7 protein-coding genes are annotated in these 7,259 nt (G+C 56.8%); all 7 read right to left on the bottom strand.

The annotated features are described in order from the left end of the window. A partial coding sequence (locus AC3WKX_RS24500) for a vWA domain-containing protein (protein WP_102651254.1) occupies positions 1 to 891 on the bottom strand: 891 nt, incomplete at its 3' end. Further along, positions 884 to 1,378 carry a DUF4381 domain-containing protein gene (locus AC3WKX_RS24495; RefSeq protein WP_102604670.1) on the bottom strand — a complete coding sequence of 165 codons (495 nt, stop codon included), beginning with the start codon at positions 1,376 to 1,378 and terminating at the stop codon, positions 884 to 886. The genes AC3WKX_RS24495 and AC3WKX_RS24500, both read right to left, overlap by 8 nt. Then, positions 1,375 to 2,307, bottom strand: coding sequence for a DUF58 domain-containing protein (locus AC3WKX_RS24490; protein ID WP_003218540.1), 933 nt, complete (start codon positions 2,305 to 2,307; stop codon positions 1,375 to 1,377). Before AC3WKX_RS24490 ends, AC3WKX_RS24495 begins: the two co-directional genes overlap by 4 nt. Before the next feature lie 5 nt (positions 2,308 to 2,312). Then, on the bottom strand, positions 2,313 to 3,272 hold the full coding sequence (locus AC3WKX_RS24485) for an AAA family ATPase (protein ID WP_003218556.1): 960 nt from the start codon (positions 3,270 to 3,272) through the stop codon (positions 2,313 to 2,315). A gap of 310 nt (positions 3,273 to 3,582) precedes the next feature. Then, positions 3,583 to 3,939, bottom strand: coding sequence for a hypothetical protein (locus AC3WKX_RS24480; RefSeq protein ID WP_003212949.1), 357 nt, complete (start codon positions 3,937 to 3,939; stop codon positions 3,583 to 3,585). Positions 3,940 to 4,022: 83 nt separating this feature from the next. Beyond that, entirely contained in the window at positions 4,023 to 5,741 is a 1,719-nt protein-coding gene (locus AC3WKX_RS24475) for an ATP-binding cassette domain-containing protein (RefSeq protein ID WP_256579751.1), read from the bottom strand. Between the two features lie 36 nt (positions 5,742 to 5,777). Continuing rightward, complete coding sequence (locus AC3WKX_RS24470; protein WP_256579750.1) at positions 5,778 to 6,968, bottom strand: YcaO-like family protein; 1,191 nt, start codon at positions 6,966 to 6,968, stop codon at positions 5,778 to 5,780. Between the last annotated feature and the right edge of the window lie 291 nt (positions 6,969 to 7,259).

The raw sequence follows: 7,259 nt of genomic DNA, 5'->3' as shown, positions 1-7,259 counted from the left end.
GGCCTGGGTGGGTTGCTGGGCCACGGGTTCGAGCTGGTCGAGGGTTTCCTTGATCTTCAGCAGTTCGTTGCCGTCGCGGGCGCGGAAGTAGCGGCCGCCGGTGGCCTCGGCGATGGCCTTGAGGGCCGGTTCGTCGAGGTCGAGGCTCGGGTTGACGCCGAGGATGCCCAGGGAGCCGGTTTGCTCGGGGTCTGCGCCGATGCCGATCGGGTAGATTTTCACGCCTTCTTCGGCGGCCAGGCGGGCGGCGGTCAGCGGGTCGATTTCGCCGGCATTGTTGGCGCCGTCGGTGACCAGGATCAGCACCCGGCTTTGCGCCGGACGCTGGCGCAGGCGCTTGAGGGCCAGGCCGATGGCGTCGCCAATCGCGGTGTTTTTACCGGCGATGCCAATCCGTGCCTCATCCAGCCAGGTGCGCACGGTGCGCCGGTCAAAGGTCAGCGGCGCTTGCAGATAGGCCTGGCTGCCGAACAGGATTAATCCCACGCGATCACCTTCGCGGCCCTCCAGGAAATCTCCCAGCAGGTGCTTGACCAGGCTCAGGCGGCTGACGTCTTCGTCTTGCCATTGCATGTCGGGGAAGTCCATCGAGCCGGAAACGTCCACCGCCACCAGCAAGTCGCGGCCGCTGGCTGCAATCGGCAAGGGTTCGCCGAGCCATTCCGGGCGGGCGGCGGCGGTCAACAGCAGCAGCCACAGGAACACAAACGGTGCTTGCTGGCGCCAGCCCGGCAGGTTGACCCGCGCGCGGCGGCGGGCCAGGCCTTCGAGGTCGCTGAGGAAGCTGACTTTCAGCGCCGGTTCGCCGCTGTCGGCCACCGGCAGGATGAGGCGCAGCAACCAGGGCAATGGCAACAGGGCAAAGATCCACGGCCAGGCGAACTCAAACATGTTTGCGAATCCAGGTATCGACAGCCTGGGTCAGACCGGCGATGGCCTTGTCGTCGAGTTTGCATTCGGGCTTGTAGGCGCCTTCCACCAGCACCATCCAGCGGGTCAGGCCGGCGGCGGGGCAGCGGTTGTCGAGGAACGCCAGCCACTTGCGGCCATTGAGGGTGTGGCTCTGGCTGTAGGGGTAGTCGTTGCGGCACAGGCGCTTGAGCAGGCCGTTGAGCTGTTGCAGCCAGGCACCGGCCGGTGCGCCGTCGTAGGGTTTGGGCATCAGGGCCAGTTCGGCGAGGGCGGCGATGCGCAACGGGTCCAGGGGGTGTTCGGCACGGGCCAATGGGCGCTTGGCTGGCAGGAAACGGCGCAGCCACCACAGGCCCCAGCCCGCCAACGGGATGATCAGCAGCAACAGCCACCAACCCGGCGCCGGCGGCCAGAAGCCGATCACTGGCGGGGCGATCAGGGGTTGCAGTTGGTCGAGGCTGCTCATTGCTTTTTAACCGGGCGTTGCGGGTTCAGGTATTCGCGCAGTTGCTCGACCATTTCACCCTGGGTACTCAAGGGCATCAACAGCACCCGCAGCTTTTGCGCGAGCAGTTCCCAGCGTGCGCTGCGGGCTTCGGCCTGGGCCTTGTAGGCCTGGCGCAGATCAAAATTCAGGGTGTCCAGTTCCAGCTGTGCGCCGCGCTCGGCGAAGCGCAGCAGCCCGGCGGCGGGCAGGGCGTGGTCCAGCGGGTCGGACACCGGCAACAGCAGCAGGTCGCAATGCCGCGACAACAGGCTCAGCTGTTGCTCGGCGCCTTCGGTCAGGGCGCGCTCGTCACAGATCACAATCACCAGGCTGCCCGGGCGCAATACTTCCCGGGCTCGGCGCAAGGCCATGCCGAGGGCGTCGGCTTCGGGGCGGCGTTCGGTGTTGAGGCTCTGGTTGACCCGTACCAACCGGTTGAGCAATTGCAGCAGGCTTTGCTTGCTGCGCCGGGGTTTGATTTCGTAGTGCTCGCTGTCACCGAACACCAGCCCGCCGACCCGGTCGTTATGGCCCAGCGCTGCCCAGCCGATCAGGCTCGCCGCCTGGGCCGCCAGCACCGATTTGAACATCTGCCCCGAGCCGAAAAACAAGCGGCAGCTTTGCTCCACCATGATGAAGATCGGCCGTTCGCGCTCTTCATGAAACAGCTTGGTGTGTGGCTCCTGGGTGCGTGCAGTGACGCGCCAGTCGATGGTGCGCACATCGTCGCCGGCCTGATACACCCGCACCTGGTCGAAGTCGACCCCGCGCCCGCGCAGTTTCGAGTGGTGCAGGCCGATCAGCGGGCTGCGCTGGCTCGGCGTGGAAAATAGCTGCACTTCCCGCACGCGATGACGCATCTCGATCAATTCGCTCAGGGTGACACGGGTTCCATCGCCAGCGTTCATGGACGTCAAGCGACGGCAACGACGTCGAGAATGCGTTGCACCACGCGGTCCTGGTCGATGCCGGCCGCTTCGGCCTCGAACGACAGAATGATGCGGTGGCGCAGCACGTCGAACAGCACCGCCTGGATGTCTTCCGGGCTGACGAAATCGCGGCCGGCCAGCCAGGCGTGGGCCCGGGCGCAGCGGTCCAGCGCAATCGAGCCACGAGGGCTGGCGCCATAGGCAATCCATTCGGCCATTTCCGGGTCGAACTTGGCCGGTGTGCGAGTGGCCATGACCAGTTGCACCAGGTATTCCTCCACCGCATCGGCCATGTACAGGCCGAGGATTTCCTTACGCGCGGCGAAGATCGCCTGCTGGCTGACGCGCCGCTCGGGCTTGGTTTCACCGTTGAGGGCTTCGCCACGGGCCTGCTGCAGGATGCGGCGCTCGACGGCGGCATCGGGGAAGCCGATTTTCACGTGCATCAGGAAACGGTCGAGCTGGGCTTCGGGCAGCGGGTAGGTGCCTTCCTGCTCGATCGGGTTTTGCGTGGCCATCACCAGGAACAATGGCGACAACTCGTAAGTGCTGCGCCCCACGCTGACCTGGCGCTCGGCCATGGCTTCGAGCAATGCCGACTGCACCTTGGCCGGGGCACGGTTGATTTCGTCCGCCAGCACCAGGTTGTGGAAGATCGGGCCTTGCTGGAACACGAAACTGCCGGTTTCCGGGCGATAGATCTCGGTGCCGGTGATGTCGGCGGGCAGCAGGTCGGGGGTGAACTGGATGCGATGGAACTGTGCCTCGATCCCTTCGGCAAGCTCCTTGATGGCCTTGGTCTTGGCCAGCCCGGGAGCGCCTTCAACCAGCATATGGCCATCGGCGAGCAGGGCAATGAGCAAGCGCTCGATGAGTTTTTCCTGGCCGAGAATCTGCGTTGAAAGAAAGGTTCGCAGCGCAAGCAGCGCTTCACGATGTTCCATCGATGACGGTTCCTGGAGAGGTGAGACTGGGCATTGCGAAAAATGCCAGGCCTGGGGGCGTTACTTTAATGCATCGGAGGGGGTGGAGACTAACGGCGCGGGGGGTATTTTTCGGGAAATGTGGGAAATGTCTGAGGTTTTTTCCGATAGGCGCCTGCCTTTGTGGCGAGGGAGCTTGCTCCCGCTGGGTTGCGCAGCAGCCCCAGCAAGGCTGCCGAGTTTTTCCAGGCAGAACGCAGTTGGCTGGATTGGGGCCGCTTCGCAGCCCAGCGGGAGCAAGCTCCCTCGCCACATTGTGCGGATTTGGCAACTAGGCCCGGATATAGGTCCCGGTGCCCTTGAGAATGTTCTGCAGGGTTTCTTCCACTTCGGCCAGATCCGACTCGGCGGTGCCGTGGGTGATTGCCAATTGATCGTGGCCGCCCAATGCATCGGCATCCGCCGCGCCAATCTCCACCAACAGTGTCGTGGCACTCAGGGTGATCTTCAGCCCGTCCAGGGTCGACGGCTCGTAATCCCAGGTGACTTCCACCTCGTCCTCGTCCGGATAACGGGTCACCATGAACATCTCGCCCTTGTCGCCGTGGCAGCAGAGCATGGCCATGTTGTCTTCTTCGTCATCGCACGGGTTGACGATCAGGTGGGCGGTAGTGAGTTGCAATGGCATGGTTAATCCTGTCTGGGGGAGGGCGAAGCAGGGCAATTGTGCCATTGCGGCGAATTTTGTGCTGCATCGTGTATGAGGGGCTCCTAGCTGTTGCCGGTTTGGTTTTCCAGATCAAAGTCACTTAACAGCGTCAAGATCGACGTTTTGTTAGCCAACTCGCTCCAAGGGCCTTGATCAATGATTGCTCCGTTTGACATGACAATAACCTGATCAAAACGGTGCAGGTGGCGGACATCATGTGTGACGCATATCAATCCGCGTTTGCCGAAGATATCGAACAGCAGATCCCACACAGGCGTAGCCAGTTTTTGTTCAATGGACGCGCTGGGTTCATCGAATAAATTGAATTCCCCGGGCCTGTTGACGAGGCGCAGCAGGGACAGACGCTTTGCTTCGCCTCCTGAAATATTGGACGCGTTTTCGCTGAGGCTGCGGTTTAAAACGATTTCTTCCAGGTTCAGTTGCTCAATTGCGTGGTTCAAGTGTGGGGAGGGGGGGATTCCAAACAGTACGGAGTGATCAAAGTAGCCTTCCAGGAACTGGGGCGACTGGGGGCAATACCTCAGGTACCTCAAATGCGCTTGGGCACTCAGTTCGCAAATGGGCTTGTCGTCGATAAGCAACCTGCTTGTCAGTGAGGGGTTCAAGCCTGCCAGCACTTCCAGCAAGGTAGATTTCCCCGCTCCACTTGGCCCAGTGATGGCAACTGACTGACTTTGGGTAAATTCGATGGCTGTCTTGATGGTCAAGCGGATGGAGCTGGTGTCAGTCACGATGCAGGGATTAAGTATTAACGTTGATTTGGGCTTTAGCGGTATTTCGAGTTGGCCGTTGTCGTCGCCAAAATTTGGTAACGACAGTAGGTGCAGGAGTCGGCGCTGGTCTGCGAGAAATTGATCCAGTACCCGGTAGCCTTCTGTAAGCGCAGTAATGTTGATTAAGAAGCTGCCAGCGATTGAGAATGTCGCAACTAATTGCCCAAGACTAATAACGGGTTGTCCTGAAAGCTGATCCAATACCCCCCAGCCAAGTAGCCCTCCGGTGGCAAGGCTGATGAATAGGATCTTTATACCGTTTAAAAAACCGCCGGAGCTTGTAACTGTTACCGCGGCATTGGCGTATTGGGTGAAAGCTTCATTCAAAGGGTGTGTGGCAGTATGTTCTGCTCCTTCCAGTTTTATAGACTTCCCCGATTTTAAAGTGTTGAACAGAATGGCACCCAGCTCATCTTCTTGTTCGTTGATCCTGTCAATGTGCTTTCTCCGCCATCTTATGATTTTGTGGGCTGTAAAAAGATAGATAGCACTCAGGCCGATCACAGCGAGGAACACTCCGCTACCACCCATATACAAAAAGGCTCCCCCAACAATTAGCAACTCCAGGCACATAGGAAATGCGACAGTGACGAAAAACGTAAGCAATTTTTCGTGAGCCGTGATTCCGCGTTCCACAGACTTTATGAAGTGGCCAATGCGCCATGAGCTAAAGTGATGAAAGTCTTTGTGCAGTAATTGCCCAATCCAATTGATCGAAGCATCTCTTACGATTTGTTGGATTAGCTTGGATAATAGGAATATTTGCGCAGGGTTTACTAAGGCCTGAATGCATCCGGCCAGAATGAAGCCTGCAATCAGTATGAATAAGGTGTTCATTGTTGGCTGGTTGTTGCTAAGTGCGTCTACGACTTCTCCTAGCAGTAAAGGTGGCGCGAGCGCTATAACTTTAAGCCCTATTGTGGTAAGGACGGTAGACGTAAGCAGAGCTGTATGCTGTTTGCATGCTATTTTAACAAGTGTTTGCATTTGGTCGCCTATAGGCATTCTTCGCTGCATTCATACTTATAGTGTAGGGGTGGGGCAGCTGAGTAGAGTGTGCTGGGGCGCTACCAAGTTTCCACTTCTAATAATGTTGAAGCGCTCAAGGCTGGGGATGTAGATTTGTATAACGCTACAGCCGTTGGCAAACTTGGTGAGTGTTCTGAAGAATATTTTCTTTTCGTCATTGGAAAGGCTGTTTTGTAATATTTGCAGCTGATGCGGAACGCTTGCTGAGAATTGTTTGTGTTGATGTTTAATGAGGGGCAGTCTCAAGTTCTTTATTGAGGAGAACTCAATGAGAGGTTTGAGCTTTTCTGAGCTAGACAGCAGCTCCAGGGTTTTCTTGTCCAGCTCCTCTCCTGCAGAGTCATACAGTTCGTTTGCTTGGAATTGCTCCGTCACCGCTCGCTGCAAAGCTACGTTAACGTCCAGCGAGCAACCTGAGCCAACAGATGCAATATGTAGATCGCCTGCGCCCGCTCTGGGGAAAGCTGCTGCAAAATAAACGCCTAAAAAATCTTTAATGACCACGATCTGGAGACGTTGGGCAGATTTTATTGCATACGGATTGTTATGTAGTGCCATCGCAAGGAGGGATGTGGACGGGGAGTATAAATTTATGGGTGGGCCGATTTTGCAAATTGCCATATAAAAAAGCGATAGAATGTGTCGCTCAATGACTTCGAGAATGCCGTGCAAGAGGGCCTCGTCTTCCGTACATCCGAATGCCATACCTGAATTGGATGAGTAGCGGGCTAGAAAATTTAAGTGAGAGTTTCCTTTGGGATGTTTGTTTTTGGCGATGGCTGGGCAGAGGAGCGCGTGTGGGACTAATAATTTTTCCTTTTTATCAAGGGTTGTGAGCGTTAAGCATTCAAGAGGCTCCTTGATTTGAGAGCAGTTGAAGAGTAAGCCATCGATTTTTGCTGGCGCTTGTGCAGCAACTGCCTTGCAGTGACACGTCGTAATACCAAGGGCGATTGGTTGGCCCGCGATAAGGTGTTCTAAGCTTTCAGCGAGTGCTCCAATAAGTGATTCGGGCCCTTTGCCTGCGCCCGATGCGACTAGTTGGCTATTTGCGTCGTACAGTTCCGTTGTCGCTACTAGGTTTTCTTTGTTTGCATACTGCGTAATCGCAGTTAGGCCAAGGTTATGAATGGTCTCTTTTATTTTTGATAGAGCATTGGTTGGGCTTAGTTCTCGCTCTGACATGCTTGCCTCGTTATTTTTGAATGCCGAAAGGATTTCCTTTCGGCATTTTTTAGCGGGTGCTTCATTTGTATGGAATGTCAGTTTGTGAGTGTGGCGAAGAAGTGGACCTCGGTCGCTAGTAAGCTTTCGGATGCGCCTGCGTTTTGCGGAAAGCCAGTCGGGATGGTTATTTCGGAGCGTTTATTACCCATTTCAATCACCTCGTTTCTATTTTGAATGAGAGGCACTCGATAGTGAGTTCCCCACTTGCGCGTAATTTCGCAAGTGATCAATTAATAGCAGTGGCCCTAC

This window comes from Pseudomonas sp. GP01-A4, from assembly GCF_058780865.1.
This window is presented reverse-complemented; position numbering and strand designations above follow the sequence as displayed.

Coding starts and splice junctions, on each gene's coding strand:
- AC3WKX_RS24475 (WP_256579751.1), bottom strand. CDS start 5,741: ATGCAAACACTTGTTAAAATAGCATGCAAACAGCATACAGCTCTGCTT.
- AC3WKX_RS24490 (WP_003218540.1), bottom strand. CDS start 2,307: ATGAACGCTGGCGATGGAACCCGTGTCACCCTGAGCGAATTGATCGAG.
- AC3WKX_RS24480 (WP_003212949.1), bottom strand. CDS start 3,939: ATGCCATTGCAACTCACTACCGCCCACCTGATCGTCAACCCGTGCGAT.
- AC3WKX_RS24470 (WP_256579750.1), bottom strand. CDS start 6,968: ATGTCAGAGCGAGAACTAAGCCCAACCAATGCTCTATCAAAAATAAAA.
- AC3WKX_RS24495 (WP_102604670.1), bottom strand. CDS start 1,378: ATGAGCAGCCTCGACCAACTGCAACCCCTGATCGCCCCGCCAGTGATC.
- AC3WKX_RS24485 (WP_003218556.1), bottom strand. CDS start 3,272: ATGGAACATCGTGAAGCGCTGCTTGCGCTGCGAACCTTTCTTTCAACG.